This window comes from Pseudoalteromonas sp. S3776, from assembly GCF_005886915.1.
Classification (GTDB): Bacteria; Pseudomonadota; Gammaproteobacteria; order Enterobacterales; family Alteromonadaceae; genus Pseudoalteromonas.
In genome coordinates this window covers 1-615 of sequence record NZ_PNCU01000156.1, presented here as the reverse complement: position 1 = coordinate 615, position 615 = coordinate 1, and the positions used below count along the sequence as shown (strand labels likewise).

Here is a 615-nt window from a genome sequence, read left to right as displayed (position 1 = left end):
CACTTTATGCTATAGGTGTTCCAAACATTTCCCATGAGTGGAAATATGTGTACGTAGAGTTTTTTTATCTTAAAAGTAATGTTTTATATAACGGTAATACTACAAATACAGTCGAAATATACTGCTGGTTTGACGAAAACGGTACCTCCTATGAAGGTGACTTTTTGCTCATACAATGACCGCAACCTGTGTACGGGACAAAACTTCTGGAAGCTTTATGCAGCAAGGGCTGAGAGTATGAGCTGACGCTCATGTAGAGTACCCTGTATGACCTCTTAATTCCGTACAGAATACAGTAGTCGTACATGGAAGACGTCAGCTCATTGGCTAGAGAGCTTAAAGCCCATCTCCCCTGGCATCAAGCTCGCATTATATTCCTTGCTCAATTCATTCTATCTCTGCTGCGCGGCCGTTCTACGAACCTTTATAGGGTGGCGGAAGAGTTCCAGGCTCGCGCTCAGACTGAATCCAGCTATCGACGTATCAAACGATTCTTTGCTGATTACACATTCTGCTACGAGCAGCTGGGGAAGTTGATTCTCCATTGGCTAAAGCTGGAACGCTATACCCTCTGCATGGATCGGACCAACTGGCAGTATGGAAGCAAACACGTCA

1 protein-coding gene is annotated in these 615 nt (G+C 44.6%); it reads left to right on the top strand.

The window, feature by feature from the left end:
• Positions 1-305 precede the first annotated feature (305 nt).
• On the top strand, positions 306-615 hold a 310-nt coding region (locus CWC16_RS20090), incomplete at its 3' end, for a hypothetical protein (RefSeq protein WP_502705084.1).